At 40.9% G+C, this 20065-nt stretch carries 15 protein-coding genes, 1 tRNA gene and 1 pseudogene; 4 read left to right on the top strand and 13 right to left on the bottom strand.

Translation table 11 applies throughout. The annotated features are described in order from the left end of the window. Window positions 1-212 precede the first annotated feature (212 nt). The 7 genes from HC643_RS30630 to HC643_RS30600 form a co-directional block, all read right to left on the bottom strand. Window positions 213-611 carry a helix-turn-helix domain-containing protein gene (locus HC643_RS30630; RefSeq protein ID WP_038092057.1) on the bottom strand — a complete coding sequence of 133 codons (399 nt, stop codon included), beginning with the start codon at window positions 609-611 and terminating at the stop codon, window positions 213-215. A 40-nt stretch (window positions 612-651) separates the two neighbouring features. Then, on the bottom strand, window positions 652-1161 hold the full coding sequence (locus tag HC643_RS30625) for a hypothetical protein (RefSeq protein WP_038082104.1): 510 nt from the start codon (window positions 1159-1161) through the stop codon (window positions 652-654). A 44-nt stretch (window positions 1162-1205) separates the two neighbouring features. Beyond that, on the bottom strand, window positions 1206-2207 hold the full coding sequence (locus tag HC643_RS30620) for a site-specific integrase (RefSeq protein WP_050046676.1): 1002 nt from the start codon (window positions 2205-2207) through the stop codon (window positions 1206-1208). Window positions 2208-2277: 70 nt separating this feature from the next. Then, window positions 2278-2351 (bottom strand) — tRNA-Pro (locus HC643_RS30615). Between the two features lie 52 nt (window positions 2352-2403). After that, the gene (locus HC643_RS30610; protein WP_038082103.1) at window positions 2404-2769 is read right to left on the bottom strand and encodes a DUF1818 family protein; all 366 of its coding nucleotides are present in this window, start codon (window positions 2767-2769) and stop codon (window positions 2404-2406) included. Between the two features lie 86 nt (window positions 2770-2855). Continuing rightward, window positions 2856-3443 (bottom strand): hypothetical protein, encoded by a 588-nt coding sequence (locus HC643_RS30605; RefSeq protein WP_050046902.1) that lies wholly within the window; start codon window positions 3441-3443, stop codon window positions 2856-2858. 4 nt (window positions 3444-3447) lie between these two features. Further along, a complete protein-coding gene (locus HC643_RS30600) occupies window positions 3448-3684 on the bottom strand; it encodes a DNA-directed RNA polymerase subunit omega (protein ID WP_038082102.1) in 237 nt (78 codons plus the stop codon). A gap of 176 nt (window positions 3685-3860) precedes the next feature. On the opposite strand from HC643_RS30600, the gene HC643_RS30595 reads away from it, so the two are divergent. Next, complete coding sequence (locus HC643_RS30595; RefSeq protein ID WP_038082101.1) at window positions 3861-4283, top strand: fasciclin domain-containing protein; 423 nt, start codon at window positions 3861-3863, stop codon at window positions 4281-4283. Between the two features lie 118 nt (window positions 4284-4401). Here HC643_RS30595 and HC643_RS30590 read toward each other — a convergent pair whose 3' ends face one another. Next, window positions 4402-5865, bottom strand: coding sequence for a glycoside hydrolase family 13 protein (locus tag HC643_RS30590; RefSeq protein ID WP_038082100.1), 1464 nt, complete (start codon window positions 5863-5865; stop codon window positions 4402-4404). Between the two features lie 143 nt (window positions 5866-6008). Next, on the bottom strand, window positions 6009-7781 hold the full coding sequence (locus HC643_RS30585; protein WP_082051883.1) for a ShlB/FhaC/HecB family hemolysin secretion/activation protein: 1773 nt from the start codon (window positions 7779-7781) through the stop codon (window positions 6009-6011). A 1329-nt stretch (window positions 7782-9110) separates the two neighbouring features. On the opposite strand from HC643_RS30585, the gene HC643_RS30580 reads away from it, so the two are divergent. Together HC643_RS30580 and HC643_RS41670 are read left to right on the top strand one after the other, a co-directional pair. Further along, window positions 9111-14099 (top strand): beta strand repeat-containing protein, encoded by a 4989-nt coding sequence (locus HC643_RS30580; RefSeq protein ID WP_167844782.1) that lies wholly within the window; start codon window positions 9111-9113, stop codon window positions 14097-14099. A gap of 49 nt (window positions 14100-14148) precedes the next feature. Continuing rightward, window positions 14149-14436: pseudogene (locus HC643_RS41670) on the top strand (type II toxin-antitoxin system RelE/ParE family toxin). Between the two features lie 226 nt (window positions 14437-14662). Here the strand turns inward: HC643_RS41670 and HC643_RS30570 are convergent. Beyond that, the gene (locus HC643_RS30570; protein ID WP_038082098.1) at window positions 14663-15025 is read right to left on the bottom strand and encodes a hypothetical protein; all 363 of its coding nucleotides are present in this window, start codon (window positions 15023-15025) and stop codon (window positions 14663-14665) included. 223 nt (window positions 15026-15248) lie between these two features. Here HC643_RS30570 and HC643_RS30565 point away from each other — a divergent pair, with 223 nt between their 5' ends. Next, a complete protein-coding gene (locus HC643_RS30565) occupies window positions 15249-18107 on the top strand; it encodes a two-partner secretion domain-containing protein (protein ID WP_038082095.1) in 2859 nt (952 codons plus the stop codon). Window positions 18108-18119: 12 nt separating this feature from the next. Here the strand turns inward: HC643_RS30565 and HC643_RS30560 are convergent, their stop codons facing one another. The 3 genes from HC643_RS30560 to HC643_RS30550 all read right to left on the bottom strand — a co-directional run bounded on the left by HC643_RS30560 (window position 18120) and on the right by HC643_RS30550 (window position 20060). Beyond that, window positions 18120-18686 (bottom strand): Uma2 family endonuclease, encoded by a 567-nt coding sequence (locus tag HC643_RS30560; RefSeq protein WP_038082094.1) that lies wholly within the window; start codon window positions 18684-18686, stop codon window positions 18120-18122. A gap of 239 nt (window positions 18687-18925) precedes the next feature. Beyond that, window positions 18926-19060, bottom strand: a complete 135-nt coding sequence (locus tag HC643_RS30555) for a histone H1 (RefSeq protein ID WP_038082092.1) — start codon at window positions 19058-19060, stop codon at window positions 18926-18928. Between the two features lie 55 nt (window positions 19061-19115). After that, window positions 19116-20060, bottom strand: coding sequence for a YHYH protein (locus HC643_RS30550; protein ID WP_082051884.1), 945 nt, complete (start codon window positions 20058-20060; stop codon window positions 19116-19118). Between the last annotated feature and the right edge of the window lie 5 nt (window positions 20061-20065).

The following is a 20065-nucleotide window of genomic DNA, read 5'->3' as shown; positions in this document are numbered from 1 at the left end:
TGAGTTATTTATTGTCATTAATGCCACAACTTTTTTAAGACTTATTGCTCCAATCACCGTAACTTTTGCTCCCCGGTAAAATGGCTTCATTTCATATACTCTTGTTCCCTTTTGTGAACGTGCATGCGTTCTTGCTAAACCCAGTATTACCCCTGTTTCATCTAAAAATACCAAGTTTTCTGGCTCTATCTCCTTGACTTTTTCCCAATATTCTACTCTGAGTTTTTGAACTCTTGGAGTTGCTGCTTGGCTACTCCGCAATGTTTTTTTTTGCGATTTAATCCTAATTTTTGTAAAGAACGACACATTGCCGTCTGACTCACCCAATTACCTGTCTTTGCCGCAAATAATTCACAGAATTCCACTATTGTTGCATCCGGATTCTCTGACACTAGTTCTCTTAACTCTAATTCCGCATTTGTCAGATGACTAAATCGTGGCTTACCCGGTTTTAATGGTTGTAAATTACCATGACTTTTTTGTTGCTTTACTAGCTTTTGTACTAAACTTTTGCTCACTGCAAATCTGAGTGCTACTTGACGAATCGAGATTTTTTCCTCAATATGTGCTGCCACTATTTTTTCTCGAATATCTACTGAATATGCTTTCATGACAGTCTTATCTTTTGATTTTATTAATACTAACTGTACCTCATAACATCGGAAACTGGTGTAAATGCTGATGTCTACCTTCTGGGTTACCTAATTCTTTAAACGAATTTAGCGATCGCACGTTTTCTTCAGCGAACATTGATTGCCAGAATCTTAGCAACGTACCTTTACCAGAACCAGAAGGTCCAATTATATGAGTGAAGTATCCATTAGGGCTAGTAGGATCGAGGTACATTGATGTAAGCGCTCGAATCAAAGGTAGATATTCTTCCCCGTAAGCGTCTATTACAAACTGTCTAAATTCTTCCGGGCAGTCTGAATTCTTTTCGTAAGGAACTGGAATAGCACTTGTTAGGAAATGTTTCTTATCATGAGGAAGTTGCTCCCCTGTACGCAAGTCAACGGTAACGTTGGTAAATGCTAATAAATGCCCGTTATACACCGTTTTAAGGTCTTCTGTTAAAGCGCTACGGCAGAATTTAAAAGCACTAGTCTTGTTCCGATCCGAAGCAAAAACAAACAGCTTTTCAACTTTATCTCCTTTTTTCACTACAGTATGGAGTTTTCTAAGTTTAAGCGCTATTTTTTTCTGAACTATATCATCGGTAGTGTGCGACCAATAGCAAGACAGGTCTTCCAAGCACGTTTGTTAAAGTTATTGTCGTCAATATACGAACCCTCTCTACTTGGAAAGACTAAATCATCTGGTTTAGCATCTTTAGGTTTTATGGACTTTAACAGGTCTTTTAATTGCTGGTTGCATGGAATAGTTCTGGCTTTATTTGTTTTTGTACTTTTGCGATCGCCCCTAGCCAAACTAGAACCAATCCAAATGCTGCTAAAATCATCACGGACATCTGACCATCTCAATCCAGATGCTTCACTTACCCTGACACCCGTTAACATACGAAATGTAACGTAACTCAGATAATGATTGTAGTATTCGTGGGATTCAAAAGCAGCTAATATCTTTGACAACTCTTTTTTAGAAAAAGGTTTGGGCTGCTGTCTCGGTGGTATTTTAATTCGACTGGGTAAGTCTTCCCAAGGATTGTTTGTTAGTAGGGATTCTTTAATTGCCCAATTCCAACAAGCACGTAACAGAACAATTCTTTCTTTGAGCGTAATAGGTTCGAGTTTCGGCTTCAACCACTCAATAAAAGCTTCAGCATCTTTTGGAGCGATCGCACTTGCTAAAGTATTTTGGAAGTACTTCTTTAAATAAGTTGTCAAAGAATAATATTTCTCCAGGCTGCGACGGTACAGATACCTGGATTTGTGGTCTGTAAATTGGTTGAAGAGACTGACCACAGACAAAGATGGTTTTACATCTATTTCTTGTTTAACTTTCTTTTCTTTTTTACTTTGCTCAGAGGATTTATACTTAGCTAACGTCGGGTCAAAATTATCACAAGCTATATCTAGTTCGAGCCGAGAGGCTAACTTAAGTGCTGCCTTATAGCTAATTTCATTATTAGGGAGTCCTGGGTAGAGACAGTGCCTTTCTCTTTCATGAGTCCACCGTAAACGAATACGGTTTTTAAACACCTCTACACAGACAGAACCCTTTTGACGCTTCTCTTTTAACACTTCCATCTTTGTACCTAAGGTATACCTTGTGTATCTTAGGTAAAGAACAAAAGTGATAAGTAATCAGCTTCTGCAATCGGAGCGGCGGGATTCGAACCCACGACCTCCACTACCCCAAAGTGGCGCGCTACCAAGCTGCGCTACGCCCCGCAGTCAACCTCTCAATAATAGCAATTAAGATTGAGGAAATCAAGAGATCGGTCTAAAAAACCTTGAGCATCCCAGTTGCTTGTAGCAAACCAGAAACTGCGAAAGATTCCCATTTACCTTCTACACCACGTCCCGTATTGAGAATAAAGCGTAGACTGTAAGCATGAGGATAACCTTCCACTTCCATCCACATGAGATCGCTTTCGGCTTCACAAGCAATTTTTTCCTCATCCATTAATTCATTGGCAATTTGTTGCATGCTGTCTGCTAGCTGAGCCAGCAACCGACAAAAATCATTCAACTCGGCTTCAGTTAATTCAATAGCCCAGTCATCTGTACCAACTAACCCTTTAAACTCTTGTGCGGTTGGATTCCAGCCAATACGCCAACCCAATCCGCTTTTCAGAACGCGTTGCATTTTGGCTAATGTTTAATGGTTAATGGCTAATAGCTAATGGCTAATGGTTATGAGCAATTAGCTATTAGCCATTAGCTATTAGCAAACTATTTTAGTAGTTGAGCGTCGCCTGGTTGGGGCGATCGCGAACGGGTTGGTGCTGATTCTCCTGGCTGTGATGAATTGTCTGGGGTAGCAGTTGGTGGACTTTGGGAATTCGGACTGAAAACATTTACCAAAGCTTGTATCAAAGCATCTCGCTGACGGCGGTTCAGACGTGCGATCGCCGCCTTGTCACCATCTAGGGGATTTTGCCGCAAAGTATCAGTTCCCGGATACGCCCCTTCATACATCACCTCATTGGCACCGAGGTAGTCTGCCAAAGTCAGCTTCCAATCCAATCGAAAATTTGGCGCACGTGTTTTCACATAAAGGTGATACGCTATCAGGCGGCTAACCAGAGTATTATTCTCAGCCTTTTTTCCAGTCTCTTTACTGGTGTACTGGTTTTCCCGTGGAAAGTCTGGCAATTGTTGGTAAACTAACCGCCAAGCATCACCAGCGTTGACTCTTTGAGCAGACACTGGTTGCAAACCCACGCTTAAACTTAGAACAATAGCACTTATGAGTGCGCTCGCGAAGCCAAGCCGTACCCAGCTTATCGCGCCCAACTTTCGACTTCTCCCAACTGACATCATATTAAACTTCGCCGATAATTTCTGGTTGCGTCAGTTCATCAGACATCTCAACGATGGCCCGAAGCACGGGTTTCATCATAGCATCATCCGCACTATCAAAGTCCTCATATCGCCGACGCTTAGCACGATTTGCCACTTGAACTGTAATGCGGTAGCGATTTGAAGCTGCATTGATGAGCTCTTCAGCACGGTACATAATCTGAGATTGAGTTGTCTCAAATTTAGAACGCTTTAGCATAATTACTGTTTTTTTGGAAGTCATTATCTCAGTTTAGCAGTCACAATTGAAGTTATTAGCCTACCAATGATAGCCGATTTGACACGTAACCTTTCCCTTGATAGAGGTTGAGACATTTTTATCGCTCTATAAATAATTTGTAACATTACGCTAACAAATTTAAGCTAACGTGTCTTATGGCTAACCTTGTAGAAACTGCTATTAAAGCCGGAAATTTCACTACTTTGGTAAAAGCTGTTGAAGCAGCTGGACTAGTTGACACTCTTTCTAGTCCCGGACCTTTTACAGTATTTGCACCTACGGATGAGGCATTCGCCAAGTTACCACAAGGAACCTTAGATGAGCTGCTCCAAGATACACACAAGCTCAAAAGGATTTTAGCTTATCATGTCGCCTCAGGCGATGTCAGGTCCGACGACTTGATTCAAATTGACCATGCAGAAACATTGGAAGGGTCAATTGTGGGAATCAAGACTGCTGACGGTCAAGTCACAGTGAATGACGCTAACGTCGTTAAAACTGACATTCTTACTGACAATGGCGTGATTCATGTTGTCGATACCGTGTTGATTCCTGCATTTGTTGCAGCTGAATCATAAGAAACTTCCAATCTATAAAATTATGCATTGGGTGGAACGAGCCGGACCGCCCGTTCCACAAGAGAATGTTGAGTATTTTTTTATTGGGGTTCCTGGAACCCCATTCTACAGAATTTAATTATGAATTCCCGAGAATGCAACCGGAACGTGCTGGAAGATTTAAGACAAGCTGCTTGGTTTCGCCTTTTACATTCCACTCAAACTCAGCAGTACCAAAGAGAAGCTTGTTTGGTTGACTGCTTAAACTGCTAGTATCTACATCTCCTTTTGTTGGCGCAGTTCCTGCATTCACCGCAACGATCGATTCTTCAGTTCCTAAAATCCGAGCAAAGACGTAAAGTGCTCCTTGAGCATAAAGAACTCTATACTCACCAGTACGCAGGCTCGGATAGGCGTGACGTAGTGCTATCAGTTCCCGATGCGTCTGGAGAATTTCTGTGTCCCAATTTGCTTCTAGAGGAAAGCCACGGCGAGAGTCTGGATCTATAGCCCCAGGTAAGCCAACTTCGTCACCGTAGTAAATACTGGGCGCACCGGGAAAGGTCAGTAAGAGTAAAGTTGCTAATTCAATGCTTGGTTTATCCCCTCCCGCAATCGTTAGCAATCTTGCTGTATCATGACTGGCTAACAAATTCAATTGGGTAAGTGCAATTTCCCAAGGATAAAGCTGCAGGAGGTGCTGCATTTTTTCAGCATACTCTTTGGCAAACAAAGGTGGATGGGGATCGTAAGAACGCCCTTGCACTTGTTCTAAAACTACGCGATCGCCTGCCGTAAATGCAATTGTTGGTCCTGCAAACAAATAATTCATCACCCCATCAAATTGGGTACCATCCAACCATTCACGAGCATCATGCCAGACTTCACCGACAATATAGGCATCGGGATTGATGGCCTTAACGCGATCGCGGAACTCTTGCCAAAAGCCGGGGGTTTTTACCTCAAATGGAACATCTAACCGCCAGCCATCCATACCAAATTTTATCCAATATTCAGCAATTTCCATAATATATTCCCGCACTTCCGGGTTATCATGGTTAAATACTGGCAATGCCCGATTATCTGCCCAACCTTCATAGTTAGCAGGATATTCGCCATTGTAGGGAGAAACGGGCCAATCATGGATTTTAAACCAATCCACCCAAGGGGAATGAGGACCATTTTCTAAAACATCGTGGAAAAAGAAAAAGCCACGGCTGGAGTGATTGAACACCCCATCCAACACGACTTTAATATTGCGTTGATGGGCGGCTTCTAACAATTCCTTAAAAGCAGGATTACCCCCCAACATGGGGTCTACCTGATAATAATCGTGAGTGTGGTAGCGGTGATTGCTTGCAGATTGAAAGATAGGGGTGAAGTAAATGGCATTTATTCCCAGATCTTGTAGATAGTCTAATTGTTCCATCACGCCCCAGAGATCTCCTCCCTTGTAACCTTGGAGTGTTGGCATAGCTTCCCAATCTTCCCAACGAGCACTCCGTAACAATCGTTTGCGGGGTTGTTTGCTTTTTGCAAAGCGATCTGGAAAGATTTGATAGAAAACAGCGTGTTTAACCCAATCTGGCGTTTGAATCTGCATAATTACTCTGTATCCCTTCAACGCAATCGTTACAGATCCCCGGTACTTGTGACTCACACTTTTGGTAGAAAGTTTACTCGAGCTAATGGCTAATGGCTAATGGTTAGAATGAAGCAATTAGCAATTAGCAATTAGCAAAACAATTAAAACGCCTGATACCGCAAAGAAAAATGCAACCCCTTATCTTGCAGTGAGTCTCCTTGGTTATCAACATCTATTAAAGGGACTCCATAGTCCAAACGTAAATACAAACTCCGGGAAGGTTGCCAAATTAACCCTAAACCTAAACTAGCTATTGTCTGTGGAGCGGGATTTTCTGCTTGATTGTTCCAAGTTGTACCAATATCGAAAAAGGGTGCTAACTGCAATGCAGTGTAGCTAGCAATTGGGGGAAAGCGAACTTCAAGTGAACCTGCTACACCGTTATCCGCAACAAGTTGGTTTTGGCGATATCCTCTGACTGTATCGAATCCACCAATACTTAACTTTTCTAGAGAGAGTAATGAGTCTCCTGTCAATTGTGCGTTCAGTCGTGCTAATAATAAGGTTCTTGGTGATAGCCTCTGTACCCACTGAAATTGTCCCAACCAGGAAAAGAATTGACCATCTGTACCCGTATCGTTATTTGTAGCATCAAAAGCATTTATACCCAAGCTAAATTGAGAACGTGCGGCTAAGACTCTATTGGCGTTACGATTCACCCAATCTTGAGAAAAGCGAATGACTGTCACTTTTGATTCGCCATTTTCAGGACCTTCTGAAAAGGAATAGGGAATATCATCAAGTATGAAGGTTTGGTTTCGACGCAAGTCTAAGGATAGACCGAGAGCAAATTCGGAGGTTGGAGTTCTGTATAAAGGTTGACGAACACTTAGAGAATATGTCTGTGTCTCACTTTTAATATCTAGTTCTTCAAATGGGTCTTCTATAATACGACTGTCTGTATTGCTATATCGGAATCCAATAGTCCCATTTAGGGAGTTGATGGGAATAGTGTAGTTAATATCGTAAAGATTCAAGCCTTCTGTTCTACCGTATTCGGCATTAAAGCGATCGCCAAAACCAAGTACATTATCATGGGCAATAAAAACGCTTCCTTGTAACGAACCAATACTAGGGGACTGAGTGTTATCTATAGAAACCCCAGCGTGAAAGGCTTGTGCTTCTTGTATTTGTACTTCTAATATATTTCGTCCAGGCGTACTACCGGCTGTGAGTTCTGCATTCACCCGACTGATGAGAGGATCGAGTTGTAGAAGTTGTAGCGCTTCTTCCAAACGCTTTTGGTTTAATGGCTTTGAGGTGGCTCTTCGCAAACGCGATCGCACATACCCTCTTTGTAATCTATTTAATCCACTTAGTTCAATATTCTCTAACTCTCCCTCAACAACTTGGATTTTAATCGTTCCACTACTGATATCTTGATTATTTGGCAAGAATGCTCCACTAGTCACATAACCGTTGTCTAGATACACTTGAGTAATGTTAGAACGCAGTTGAAGCAATTCTTCAAAAGTGACTTTTCCCTTCTTTTCCAAGGGTTCGATTAATTTTTGAATCTTGTCTTGCAACACTGTACTTCCCAGTACCTCTATTTTCTTAATGGGAATGCGACTCTCTTCCCCAAATGTGGCTTCAGGTGATTCTTGAGTGGGAGGAGTTTCAAGACTGGGTTTTGGTGGTTCTGTTGGAGGTTCTTGAGGAAGGGGGCTTGGTGATTCGTTGGGTTGAGGAGTTATGCGCTCAATTGTATCAGGAGTTTCAGGAGGAATCGTTACTCCCGGCGGTGGTGCAGATTGAGCAAATGCAGTGGGAAATAGGCAAATAAAAGTAGAAAGACTTACGGTAACGGATATTGCCAAATTTATATATTTGCAACAGCCAGTACCTACAATATGCTGTTGTCGTTTTGGCATCAGGCGCATAACAATATTATCCAACTGTAGACTCTCCTGTACTATTAACAACACTCCCTAGCAAAAATAGTTATGCTAAAAGACTTGCGAGCCATCGCTGGCAAACTTACAAGCTATTTTAAAAGTTAATGATATCCATTATTTTTTTATGAATTTAGCAAATTTTTAAACTAGTATTTTTACTGAGACTTAAAACGCAAAATATCACATTAGTTTTTCCTTTGCAAGTGAGTTATATGACACATACATAAATGTTTATTTTTAGTCAATATTTTTAATGCTCAGATAAGAGAGCCACTCAGGGTAGCATTATATGTTGCGTTAGTAGTAGAGGAAAGGTCATCAACTGAAAGACTAACTTCTAGTATATTTCTACCATTAGTAATTTCAAAAGGGTCCGATTCAAACTAGGGATACAGTCACTTTTGATGGGAAAGATAGTAATAGAAATTTCAGTGCTTCATCGAGGAATGTTTTAGCGGTTGGAGTGGGTAATCACGATGGTCTCCTTTTTTCTCTAATAGTCTTAGTACTCACGCCACAGCACATTCTTGAAATTCACATTTGAGTTATGAATTCATTTAGAAAAACTATGAGTTAATGTAAGAAGTTTCTTGAATTAGCTATGTGTTTAATAAATATCATCAAAGAATCATCAGGAAATTGCATTCACAGTTTCTGCATACTAAAATACCAACATTATCAACTTGGCTTGTTAAAATATGCAATTCACTAGACAGAAAAGTGCAAAGTGCGAACTAATTTTTTCTGATTGTAATCTCTATTTTCCTGACACCAAGCAGGATTGGGGTTATTGGCAGTTTAAAATCGTATTATTTTTTACATCTATTTAGCGATATTCTTGCTTTTGCCCTTGATGGTTGAGGCGGTAATATTACCCTCAAGACAAAAGCCTTTTTCGGTTTTGGCTATCGGGCTGCACAACGAGTCACAAAGGGGCAAACACTTGATGGCAATAATTGTGTAGATGTGAACGCAACGGGTGCGATCGCTTCTGGAAATATTTCCGCACCTGACACCAGTTCCATTCAAAATAACCTCACCAAGTTATCGCAAAAATTAGTAGAATTGTTGAAAATTTTACTCAAGTTATAATTTATGACTTCACAATTTCCAGTCTTAACTTATACGTAAAACTTCTAAATTTGCACCGGGAAAATGTATTATTTGTTGCAGTTATAGGCAATTCAATTTTCCAAAAAAGATGGTATCGTCAATAATGTGTAGTTTAAACAGTGTGGTCTATTTAAACGCAATCGGCGGTGAGAGGTTAGCAATTAATCGCTGATATGATTTTGGGGGACTTTTATGGTTCAGTGTTGGCAGCGACGGAACTGGAAATTATTGCTGGTCAGTACATTGGTGTTTTGTGGAGTCAGCACCAACTCTAGAAATTGTGCTCTAGCCCAGATCGCACCTGATACCACTCTGGGTGCTGAAAGCTCTGTTGTTACTCCCAATATTCTTATCAACAATCAGCTTAGCGATCGCATTGATAGCGGAGCGATTCGAGGAGCAAACCTATTCCACAGTTTTAGCGAATTTAATGTTGGTAATCAACAGGGTGTGTACTTCACCAATCCTGTTGGCATCCAGAATATTTTGAGTCGCGTGACGGGGAACAATCCCTCCAATATTCGAGGAACGCTTGGTGTATTAGGTAATGCCAATCTGTTTCTAATTAACCCAAATGGAATAATCTTTGGGCAAAATGCCAGTTTGGATGTGAATGGTTCGTTTGTGGCGACGACAGCGAACGGGATTCAGTTTGAAAATTTAGGGACTTTTAGTGCTACCAATCCAGAAACACCTTCGTCGTTACTGACGATTAACCCAGGATCGTTGTTTTTTAATCAAATTAATCAAACTGCATCGATTCAGAATAATTCAATTGCAGATGCAGGAAAAGACCTTGCGGGTGATGATGTACTTGGTTTGCGCGTTCTAGATGGTAAGAGTTTGCTGCTTGTTGGTGGTAATGTCAGCATGGATAGGGGATGGGCGATCGCTTCTGGTGGAAGAATCGAGTTAGGAGGATTGGTAGAAGCGGGAAGCATTGGAATTCAAGAAAATGGGAAGAATTTCAGTTTAACTTTTCCAGACAGAGTGCAACGAGGAGATATATCTCTTACCAACAGGGCTGTAGTTGATGTTACTGGTGATAGTGGTGGTAGTATTGCGGTTAATGCCCGAAATTTAAAGATTTTAGAAGGTAGTCAAATTCTTGGAGGTATCGGGCAAGGTTTAGGGACAACAGGAACTCAGGCAGGGAACATCAAAGTTGATGCAATAGGGCAAATAAAACTTGCAGGGACAAATAGCTTAATTTTCAACTCAGTTCGAGCAGAAGCAGTAGGTAATGCTGGTGATATAACAATTAACACTGGTTCCCTTGAAGTAACAGGTGGCGCTCAAATAGATTCTTTGACTCGCGGACGAGGAAATGCGGGAAATATTACAATTCAAGCCAGGGATGCAGTCATTTTTGATGGGATAGATAGCGACGGATTTCCAAGCGCTTCATTTAGTGATGTAGAACCTGGAGCTATAGGTAACGGTGGCAGTATAAATATTACTGCTAGGTCGTTATTTTTAACAAATGGTGGACTATTAGGAGTGGGTGTTCGTGAAGCATCTGATACACTTCTGGGTGGTCGAGGTAATGGCGGTACTTTAAATGTCAACGTGCGAGATGCATTGACCATTGGGAAAGATAGTGGTGTATTTGCTAATCTTGGTGCTGGTGCAATTGGACGCGGTGGAGATGTCAACATTCAAGCTGGGAACTTGTTTATCAGAGATGGTGGAGAGATAATTTCCAGTACTTTTGGTGAAGGAGATTCGGGGAAAATTTCTATAACAGTTCTTGACACTATTTCTCTAGACACCGAAGGTATTTATAATAACATACAGCAAAGAGATGCTGTTGGTAACAGTGGTGGCATAAGTATTACTACTGCTTCGCTTTCTGTCATCAATGGCGCTCAAATAAATAGCTTTACTCGCGGACAAGGAAATGCAGGCAATATAACCATTCAAGCTAGGGATGCAGTCACTTTTGATGGGATAGATAGTAATGGAAATCTCAGTGCTTTATATAGTAATGTTTTAGCAGGTGGAGTGGGTAATGGTGGCAATATCAGTATCACTGCTGGTTCATTATCCCTGACAAATGGTGGGTACTTAAATAGCGGTATCCGTGAAGCCTCTAGAACCTTTCCTGGTGGGCAAGGTATTGGTGGTACTGTAAATATTAATGTGCGAGATGCATTGACTATTGGCAAAGACAGTGGTGTATTTGCCAATCTTGGTACTGATGCAACTGGACGCGGTGGAGATGTCAACATTCAAGCTGGAAATCTTTTTGTCAAAGATGGTGGAGAGATAATTTCCAGTACTTTGGGTAAAGGAGATTCGGGAAAAATTTCTATAACAGTTCTTGACACTATTTCTCTAGATACCAGTGGTATTTATAGCAACGTACAGCAAAGTAATGCTGTTGGTAACAGTGGTGGCATAAGTATTACTACAGGTTCCTTTTCTGCGACAAATGGCGCTCAAATCAATAGCTTTACTCGCGGACAAGGGAATGCGGGAAATATAACCATTCAAGCCAGGAATGCAATTACTTTTGATGGGGCGAATAGTGATGGGAATGAAAGCAGTGTATCTAGCACTGTAGAATCTGGAGCTATAGGAAATGGCGGCAATATAAATATTACTGCAAGCTCATTGTCTCTGTCGAACGGTGGGCGAATACAGGTTGGTGTTAACGGAGCTTCTAACACACTTCCGGGTGGGCAAGGTATTGGTGGCACGTTAAATATTAACGTGCGAGATGCATTGACTATTGGGAAAAACAGTGGTGTGTTTGCCAATCTTGGTGCTGGTGCAATTGGACGTGGTGGGGATATCAAAATTCGGGCTGGAAATGTTTTCGTAAAAGATGGTGGAGAGATAAGTTCTACTACTTCTGGTAAAGGTGATTCAGGTAATATTTCCGTCACAGCTCGTGATGCAATTTTTCTAGATGCTGCATCATCATATATTTCCAACAATGTTCAGAGTAGCAGTGCAGTAGGAAATGCTGGAAATATAGATATCACAACAGGTGTACTTGCGGTAAAAAATGGCGCTCAAATTAATTCCTTTACTCGCGGACGCGGGAATGCGGGAAACGTCACGATTCAAGCTAGGGATGCAGTTACTTTTGATGGGGTAGATAGCGATGGAAATTACAGCAGTGTATATAGCAATGTACTTGCTGGAGCTATAGGAAATGGTGGCAATATAAGTATTACTGCAGGATCGCTGTCTCTAATGAATGATGGGCGATTACAGTTTGGTGTCAACGGAGCCTCTAACACACGTCCGGGTGGGCAAGGTATTGGTGGCACGTTAAATATTAACGTGCGAGATGCATTGACTATTGGGAAAAACAGTGGTGTGTTTGCCAATCTTGGTGCTGGTGCAATTGGGCGTTCTGGGGATATCAAAGTTCAAGCTGGAAATGTTTTTGTAAAAGATGGTGGAGAGATAAGTTCTACTACTTCTGGTAAAGGTGATTCAGGTAATATTTCCGTCACAGTTCGTGATGCAATTTTTCTAGATGCTGCATCATATATTTACAACAATGTTCAGAGCAGTGCGGTAGGAAATGCTGGAAGTATAGACATTACTACTGGGTCTTTAAATATTGCAAATAGAGCAGGAATCGTTGCTAACACTTCTGGACAAGGAAATGGAGGAAACATTACAGTTGAAGCTAAAGATTTATTAGAAATATTAAGTGATGGTAACTTAGAATCTGACGTTCTACAAAGCGCCAGAGGTAACTCTGGAAATATCACTGTCAAAACAGGAAGGTTAATTGTTAGAGACTCACAAATAGGACCTAGTGTATTGGGCGAGGGAAATGTAGGTGATTTTAAAATCATCGCTACTGAGTCTGTGGAATTAAGTGGACAAATTCTTAAACGTGAAGGTGATACAAGTAATACGGGTTCAGTCGGTTATCCTGGTGGTTTATTCGCTCAAATAGATTTACTCGGTAAAGGGAGAGGAGGTAACTTAACTATTGAAACTAGGCGCTTAAGTGTGAGTGATGGCAGCAAAATACAAGCAGCAACCTTTGGTGATGGTGATGCTGGTAATGTTTTTATTCGTGCTGATGAAATAGATTTATTTGAAACAGAGAAACCTAACTTTTACAACACAGGTATTTTTGCAGGTGTTCAAACAGATGGAAGAATCGAAGCAAATATTATAGACCCTCGCAACGGCAGATCGCCTGTAGGAAAAGGTGGAAATTTGACGATTGAAACGAGAACATTAAGTGTAAAAGATGGTGCAGAAGTTTTTGTTCAAACTACAGGAGAAGGTGACGCAGGAAAAATCTTCATCCGCGCTAGCGAATCTGTAAATGTCGCAGGTGTCTCTACAGGTACATTGGAAAGACAAAGAACTAGCAAAATCACTGCTGCTGCATCTGAAAGAAGTACAGGTAATGGTGGAAGTCTCACAATTGAAACGCCGTTGTTGAACGTTGCAGATGGTGGATTTATCAGCAGTAGCAGCCAGGGAAAAGGTACAGCAGGCGATATTAATATTACTGCTAATGTTGCCCGCCTCAATAATGGTCAAATTACTGCCCAAACAACTTCTACTGACGGAGGCAATATCAATTTAAACCTTGGACAATACTTATTTCTACGCAATGGAAGCCAAATTTCCACTACCGCAGGAACAGCCCAAGCAGGTGGTAATGGTGGCAACATCACAATTAATACACCCTTCCTCATCGCATTTCCTAATGAAAACAACGACATCACAGCCAATGCCTTTAGGGGTACAGGTGGTAATGTAAACATTAATGCACGTGGAATTTTTGGTATTGAAGCGCGTTCCCAACCATCAAATCAAACAAATGATATTACTGCAAGTTCAAACCTTGGCTTACCGGGAACTATTAATGTTAATTCTCCTGATAACAGTTCAATTCAAAACAGCCTCACCGCTCTTCCTACAAATGCGATCGACACCAACACACTTATCGCCAATAGTTGCATAGTTCGGAGTCAGACGAAACAACAGGGTAGTTTCATTATCACGGGTGCAGGTGGTTTACCCAACCGCCCTAGTGAAGCGTCGGTATCAAATTATTCTACAGGTGATGTACGCAATGTCATAGATGAAAAGACATCGCGTCTTTGGAAAAAAGGCGACCCTATCATCGAACCGCAAGGGGTTTATCGACTCTCAAATGGTCGATTGGTGATGAGTCGAGAGTGTCGATAGTTACAGGGAATAAACACAGCGATACCTTTGGTAAGTTTCGCTAACGTGTATAGCAGATACACGTCCTGAAGCAGAACTGGATATTCAAGACGCTTTCGAGTGGTACGAAGCACATACTTCAGGTTTAGGCTCTGAGTTTGTCCGAGCAGTCGATACTTGTTTATCTGGAATTGGACGTAATCCTCCGATCTATCCTATCATCCACAAACAAGTGCGACGAGCATTAGTTTGACGTTTCCCCTATGGAATCCTTTACGTGTTCGAGCAAGACATCATTTCTGTTATTGCTTGCTTTCACAGCAAACGTCATCCTAAATCATGGCAAGATAGGTTTTAAAGACAACGTTACTGTTTGTAAATTTTAGAGTTACTCAATATGTAGATGTGCTTTATTCTTTACTTAGTAAAAATTAGCGAGACTATCGCTTTATTCAAGATCTGAATTTTTTACCATATCCTGGATAGAAGAGAGACAATATTTCGATTTGAAGTCATTGAGGGTTAATACGTATTGCAGAAGAGGCGATCTCCTAATAGCGATCGCTTCCTCTAAACAGATAAATCTATCGGTAATCGCCACCGTGACCATAGAAGGTTATTCCATAAGTTTGGCAAAGATTAGCGCGACTAACATCATAAGTCTTGTCAGTGTAAACCGCTTTGATATCATAGACACATTGGTTACTGTTATTACCAAACGTTATTTTTCCAGAACTACCACTAACAATATCTGATTGGATAAGGTTTGAACCCCAGTACTTTGAACTCCCAGAAGAAACATACAATTTTGTAATTTCTAATTCATTATTGTTATAAATAACGAAATCACGACGGTCATTTGCAAGCGCATTTTGGTTAGCAAGTGGTAGTGTGGGTAATGCTAAAGTCATTGCGAATAGAATGTTACGAATAGACTGGGTAATCACGAGCGTCTCCTTGTTTCTCTAATAGTCTTAGTACTCACGCCACAGCACATTCTTGAAATTCACATTTGAGTTCTGAATTCATTTAGAAAAACTATGAGTTAATGTAAGAAGTTTCTTGAATTAGCTATGTATTTAATAAATATCATTAAAGAATCATAAGGAAATTGCATTCACTGTTTATGCATACTAAAATACCAACATTAGCAACTTGGCTTGTTAAAATATGCAATTCACCAGACAGAAAAGTGCAAAGCGCGAAATAATTGTTTCCGATCGTAATTCCTATTTTCCTGACACCAAGCAGTCTTGGGGTTATTGGCAGTTTAAACCCGTATTATTTTTAACATTATTATTACTAAATCTATTTACCGATAAAGTTTTGTCTCAGAGTACTCCCAGTAATATTCAAGCAGATGACACGCTTGGGAGTGAATCATCTCAAATCATACAGAATTTTCAGGGACAACCAATTGAGGTCATTACTGGTGGTGCTATTCGCGCAATTAACTTGTTTCATAGTTTTAAAGAATTTAACGTTGGTAAGCAAAGAGGAGTTTATTTTTTCAATTCTAATGGGAGGATTCAAAATATATTAACACGAGTTACAGGTGGAAACCGCTCTGAAATTTTGGGTACACTGGGAACTTTTGGCAACTCCAAACCTAACTTATTTCTCATTAATCCTAATGGAATTATATTTGGGGAAAATGCTAGACTAAATGTACAAGGTTCCTTTATTGCAACCACTGCCAACGATGTTCAGTTTGGAAATCAAGGATTTTTTAGTGCTACGAATCCAGAAGCTCCTTCGTCGTTATTAACTATTAATCCAGGAGCATTATTTTTTAATCGAATTAATCAAACGGTATCTATTCAGAATAATTCTGGTTTGCTGCGCGTTCCCGATGGCACGAGTTTGCTGTTGGTAGGTGGTAATGTGAGGATGGATGGAGGAGTAGCGATCGCAAATGGTGGAAGAGTAGAGCTAGGAGGATTAGCTAGTGCAGGAACAGTTATATTGAATGAGGATGGTAAAAATATAAGTTTGAGTTTTCCTGAGAATGTGGAAAGAAGCAATGTTTTCTTGAGTAAAGGTGCAAGTGTCAGTGTTCTTTCCGGAGGAGGCGCGATAGTGCAAGAGCCACCGCTTTCAGCGATCGCAATTAACAGCAAGAATTTAGAACTGAGAGAGGGGAGTGCTTTAAGTGCAAGTATTACTGGTAGTTTAGGTTCCCAAGACACTAAAGCAGGAGATATTGTTATCAATGCTACTGAGAGCATTGTTTTAGATGGTGGACGAATTGACAGTACTTTACTCACCCCAGATACTCAAGGAAGAGGAGGGAATATTGAGATATCTACTGGTAATCTAACGATTGGCAATAATGGTAATATCAGCGTTAGTAGCTCTGGGAAAGGTAATGCTGGTAATGTAAAGATTGAAGCAAAAAATGAAGTGGTTTCTGATAGTGGGCAAATTGAGAGTGTACTACTTCCTAACGCTCAAGGAAAAGGTGGCAATATTAGTATTAATGCGAAAAAAATCTCATTACTTAACGATGCTTTTGTTGAAGCTAGCAGTTTAACAAAGGGAGACGCTGGAAATATTCAGATTAATGCTAATGAAAAAATTATTTTGGATCGAAGTAGCATCAATAGCAGTGTACTCTTTGCACAAGAATTTAACTTTTTGGGAGAAGGGAATGCAGGAAAAATTGAAATTAAATCCCCGCAAATCTTTCTAAATAATAATTCTCTAATAGCTAATAGTAATACAAGACAGGGAAATGCAGGAAATATTTCCCTCGAAGCTAGAGACCTTTTTTCTGCAGCTAATGGGAGTATTATTGAGAGTAGTTTGGGACAACCCAATGGAACGTCAGCAGAAGGAAAAGTCGGTACTATTTCGATCTTCGCTAAAAATGTTTCTTTTACTAATGGATCTGCATTATTAGCTCGTTCTTACTCTAATTCTATAGGGGAAGCAGGTACTCTCTCCATTCAAGCTACTGATTCTATATCTTTTGATGGTTTTAACAGTTCTATTGTGACTGCTGTGGCTCCTGGAGCAAGGGCTAATGGCAGCAATATTAAACTTGAAGCCAATGCCATCTCGATCGCTAATGGTGCTCGTTTAAGTACGAGTATTTTTGGAAAAGGAAATGGAGGGAATATGAGAATAACTGCCAAAGATACTGTTTTTGTTGATAACAGTTCAATCGATAGTGGAGTAGGGAAGACAGGAGAAGGAAATGCTGGTGAGATTGATATTAAAACTTCTAAAATATTTTTCAACAATGGAGCGCAGCTCAGTACTGAATCTCAAGGACAAGGAAATGCTGGAAACATCATGATAAGCGCTAATTCCTTTACTCTCGATCGCAATTCATCTATACTCGCGTTGAATACACCTTCAGTAGCAAGCTCGACTAGTTTATCTGGTGGAAATATTACCCTCCGAATTGCCGATAGATTACTCCTTAGTAATAATAGCGATATATCGACTCAAGCGAGTAGCAATGCTAATGGCGGTAATATAGACATAACAGCATCAGCGATTATCGCCTTTGATGACAGCGATCTCTTTGCTTTTGCTCAACAAGGAAAGGGAGGAAACATTACTCTCAATACACCTGCTTACTTCGGTTTTAATTTTAATCCCGCTTCTTCTCAAATTAAACCCAACCCTTCAAACAACTTCTTAAATGGTAATAATCGCGCCGATATTAATGCAACTGGAGAACTTTCATCAGGAAACACTTTTATCCCCGACACTAGCTATATTCAAAACAATTTGGCAGAATTAGTGCAAACTCCAATTGATACCAATGCCCTGATTGCTAATAGTTGCATTGCTCGCCGTGGTAAACAAGAAAATACATTCACCGTTACGGGTTCTGGTGGTTTGCCCAACCGTCCTGGGGATATTGCCGTTTCAGTTTATTCCACAGGTGATGTTCGTAACGTACAAACTGAGAATAGATCGCGTCCTTGGCAAAAGGGTGACCCGATTCTAGAACCACAAAATGTGTATTATTTGCCTTCGGGAAAGCTTGTCTTGAGTCGCGAATGTCCTCAATAGTTATAAATTGAGCTAAATAAAGAACCGTGCAACAGGACAGGTAAAGTTCGGTAGTAGGGGTGAGGTGAGTTCATCTGTAGCAAATAGTGTTGTGACTAATTTGAGAACTGCTCTTTCCCTTCGATATACCTCTACTTGCTGCAATCGCCAATCTAAAATCCAATATTCCCGTACTCCTCTGGAAGTATATAGCTTTAGTTTTGTCTCGCGGTCACGCTGCTCATTGTCTATACCTGGTGAGAGGACTTCCACAATAAGTTCTGGCGCTCCTGTCAAATGTCCGGCATCGTCAAGTAAGAGCGGGAGACGTTCCTTACTCACCCATACTACATCAGGAATGACATTATCCGCATCAGTAAAAATGAGTCCTGGGGTGGGGACAGCCTCGCCCAATCCCGTTGACAGCGACCAAGCCCTCAGTTCTGCTCCAACGTTGTTACAAGTTTTTTGATGTTTCCAATGTGGTGCTCTCGTCACAAATAGCTCTCCATCAATAATTTCATATCGATTGCCGTTATCGGGCAATAGTTCTAAGTCTCTTGTTGTCCAACGGACTCGTTCATCAATGCTTTGACTCATAAGAACTGTGTTGTTGAGTAATTATGTTGGGTGATTCTTCGAGTATAGTCGCTGAGTATATCGGCGAGGTCTTTTATTGCATTGCGGAGAATTTGAAATGTAGGTACGTACTCACTGCGATCGCTCCCTCTAAACAGATAAATTTCCCCAAAAGTTTTGGTAGGGGCGCAAGGTCGCCGCGCCCTACGTCTTTTTCGGAGATGCCTATTGACTAAAATCGTGAATTACTGTTTTAGCTCTCACAAAGGAGCCTCTTTAATTAACTTCTTAATTGCAGCCGATAAACTGACTCCCCACTTCATTGCAATTTGACGTAATTTTTCCTTTTCAGTATCGTCTAAATCTACGGGTAAAGACTTGTTTTCTTTGACCATAAATAACACACCTTCATTTTAATATTTTGTTCAGTTTGAATCTACCGACTACTAACTAACGGCGAATTTTTGTAACAGAATTCGGCTTACCTCGGTAGCATCCGACCGTGTAAGGATACTCCCAAGTAGCATGGTAATGGTATAGCTTCTGCTTCTTCCCATCCCATTCAATTTCGTGAGTATGACCGTGGCATGCATCAAGATCGGTGTTGGTAAGCACTTTACCATTCTTATCGTAATGACCGTAGATACCAAATCCATCGAATGCATAACCTAGTAAAGCCGAATGCTCTTTGCTCTGAGCCTCCAGACAGGTCGTAACGCTATGGTAGTGGTATGCACCACCTCTCTCTGGATGTCCTTGACAACTATCTTGGATTTCGTGGGCTACAGCATCTTCACCACGCGCATCAAGAGCATTGAAAAAATATCCACCGTTTGTTAACACACCGATCGCTCCTAATGGCAAGCATGATGGCTCCTCTGTTGCTTGAGGTATGGCTGGTAACTTGATTTGGTATGCTTCAGCCGTAATTGAATTGGGATTGCGATCGTAGGCGTAAGCATCATCATCAGGTGAGATAGGAAACTTACCAGTCACACTTTTTGGGAGTCTGTTCCCAGTAATTGTACGAATGTTATTTTGAAGTGTAATTGTGAACTGACTTGGCCAATGAACTGCACCATTAACTGTTGGCTTAGCTGTCAAGTTATAAGTGCCGTCTGCTTGAATCCAGTCTCCACTAGCGTGTGCTCCTCCTTTGTTTCTAAAACGAGTTCTGCACGACCACACAGAACCTACTTTAGGTTGCACCGAAATTCGCCCATCACCGATTGGTAGGTGTCTAAGATCTACACCTGTTACTGTTGGCAGATTTTTTGCCACTGTTGCAGCAGGAGAGGGCGCTTGAAGCATAGATGCGAGCGGTTGATTGGCGCAAGACCATACAAACAACAACGTTACAACAATGAAGAAAATCCTAACAGAGCGAAATTTCATAATCA

Source organism: Tolypothrix bouteillei VB521301 (assembly GCF_000760695.4).
Classification (GTDB): Bacteria; Cyanobacteriota; Cyanobacteriia; order Cyanobacteriales; family Nostocaceae; genus Scytonema; species Scytonema bouteillei_A.
This window is presented reverse-complemented; position numbering and strand designations above follow the sequence as displayed.

What these genes read in the sequence shown, in the direction of transcription:
- HC643_RS30580 (WP_167844782.1), top strand. Translation starts at nt 9,111, where the DNA reads ATGGTTCAGTGTTGGCAGCGACGGAACTGGAAATTATTGCTGGTCAGT.
- HC643_RS30585 (WP_082051883.1), bottom strand. Translation starts at nt 7,781, where the DNA reads ATGCCAAAACGACAACAGCATATTGTAGGTACTGGCTGTTGCAAATAT.
- HC643_RS30550 (WP_082051884.1), bottom strand. Translation starts at nt 20,060, where the DNA reads ATGAAATTTCGCTCTGTTAGGATTTTCTTCATTGTTGTAACGTTGTTG.
- HC643_RS30555 (WP_038082092.1), bottom strand. Translation starts at nt 19,060, where the DNA reads ATGGTCAAAGAAAACAAGTCTTTACCCGTAGATTTAGACGATACTGAA.
- HC643_RS30605 (WP_050046902.1), bottom strand. Translation starts at nt 3,443, where the DNA reads ATGTCAGTTGGGAGAAGTCGAAAGTTGGGCGCGATAAGCTGGGTACGG.
- HC643_RS30620 (WP_050046676.1), bottom strand. Translation starts at nt 2,207, where the DNA reads ATGGAAGTGTTAAAAGAGAAGCGTCAAAAGGGTTCTGTCTGTGTAGAG.
- HC643_RS30590 (WP_038082100.1), bottom strand. Translation starts at nt 5,865, where the DNA reads ATGCAGATTCAAACGCCAGATTGGGTTAAACACGCTGTTTTCTATCAA.
- HC643_RS30630 (WP_038092057.1), bottom strand. Translation starts at nt 611, where the DNA reads ATGAAAGCATATTCAGTAGATATTCGAGAAAAAATAGTGGCAGCACAT.
- HC643_RS30595 (WP_038082101.1), top strand. Translation starts at nt 3,861, where the DNA reads ATGGCTAACCTTGTAGAAACTGCTATTAAAGCCGGAAATTTCACTACT.
- HC643_RS30565 (WP_038082095.1), top strand. Translation starts at nt 15,249, where the DNA reads ATGCAATTCACCAGACAGAAAAGTGCAAAGCGCGAAATAATTGTTTCC.
- HC643_RS30610 (WP_038082103.1), bottom strand. Translation starts at nt 2,769, where the DNA reads ATGCAACGCGTTCTGAAAAGCGGATTGGGTTGGCGTATTGGCTGGAAT.
- HC643_RS30560 (WP_038082094.1), bottom strand. Translation starts at nt 18,686, where the DNA reads ATGAGTCAAAGCATTGATGAACGAGTCCGTTGGACAACAAGAGACTTA.
- HC643_RS30600 (WP_038082102.1), bottom strand. Translation starts at nt 3,684, where the DNA reads ATGCTAAAGCGTTCTAAATTTGAGACAACTCAATCTCAGATTATGTAC.